Here is a 1,414-nt window from a genome sequence, read left to right as displayed (position 1 = left end):
TCTGACGGCGACACAGAAATGCTTGAAGTGCGAGCTACAGAAGTGGTGGGCAATGTGCTGGTTAAAGGCTGTGCCGATGAAGATGGGACAGCGGATGAAACGCCTAAAAGTGACTCCGAACTGGGTGAAGTATGAGCTACAGAAGCGGTGGTAAATTCGCTGGTTGGGGGCTGTAGAGATGGCGATGGTGTATCGAGCTCATAAATCAAGACTTTTTGATGTAAATCACCAACAGCCAGCCATTTGTTGTTTTGAGCGTAGGCAATACTGTACATTCTGTTGTGCCCATCGGTCAGGGTTTTCAGGTGTTTAAATGGGCTTGTCCCGCTATAAATCCATACCTGTCCATCGTTCCTCCCGGCTGCCAGCCTGGTGCCACTGGGGTTGAAGGCAATGCTATCTGCGGCCACACCGCGTGCGGTGTACAGTTGGGGGCGCAGGTGGGTGTAAGGACTCTTCCCACGATAAAAATTGATCTCATATCCTCCGGCTGCCAGCAGGCTGCTGTCGTGATTGAAAGCCATGCTGAGTGCTCCGCCTGTCTTCCTGTAGAACAGGACTCGCTCGAGGTTAAACGAGTTTGCCACGGCATAAATCCTGATCTGTCCATCTTCCGCAGCAGCTACCAGCAAGCTGCCGTCGTGATTGAAGGTAATGCTCAGTATCTTCTCTGTCGCATCATGCAGTTCGCGCTCGAGGGCATAGTCATTTGTCACATTGTAAACCTTGACCGTGTTATCACTTGCCCCGGCCGCCAGAAGGGTGCCGCTGTGGTTGTATTTAAGGGCCCGTATAAAGCCTGTCGCATGAGGCAGGCGCTTCTTGAGGATGTACCCGTTCATCACGTCATAAATCCTGACCCCATTATAATAAGTTCCGACTGCCAGCTCGGTACCGTCGTGGTTGAACTCAACGCCTAGAGCCCATCCGTTTTTCGGATAGGTCAGAGTGTAAAGGAGTCTGGGAGACCCCGAGGCATTGATTTCAAAGATTTGTACGGTTGCTGAACGGGGACAGCCACTCCTGCCTGTACCTGAACCTATTCCCACCGCTATGTGCTTACTGTCCCTGTTCCACGCAACACTCAAAACCCTGTGAGGCGGACAATATCTTTTCAGAACTCTGCCCGTGGGTGCTGGGATCGCTATTTCAGGCAACCTGTTCGGGTCTATATCAATTTCATGGATCAACCGATATATTTCTTTGCTGCAGTCAAACCCTCCCGGTGTGCAATCAATTCCAGCCAGTAATGTTTGCGGTTCGGAGAAAGTTTTCGGAAACGGTAAATAGCCGTAATGCCCGTTCCAGATAGTACGATTGAAAGAGGTGGCGTTTGCAACACCACCAGGGTCTGCAAATTCATTCAGGACGGTGGGGAACTGGTTATTTGCCTGTTTGGTACCATTTATTCGGA

The 1,414-nt window shown here is 50.8% G+C and carries 1 protein-coding gene; it reads right to left on the bottom strand.

What is annotated here, in order from left to right:
* Window positions 1–842 (bottom strand): WD40 repeat domain-containing protein (locus tag KDK16_RS09030; RefSeq protein ID WP_257275697.1); only part of this gene is annotated, 842 nt, incomplete at its 3' end.
* Window positions 843–1,414: the final 572 nt, after the last annotated feature.

Source organism: Endozoicomonas sp. SESOKO4, assembly GCF_024606275.1.
This window is presented reverse-complemented; position numbering and strand designations above follow the sequence as displayed.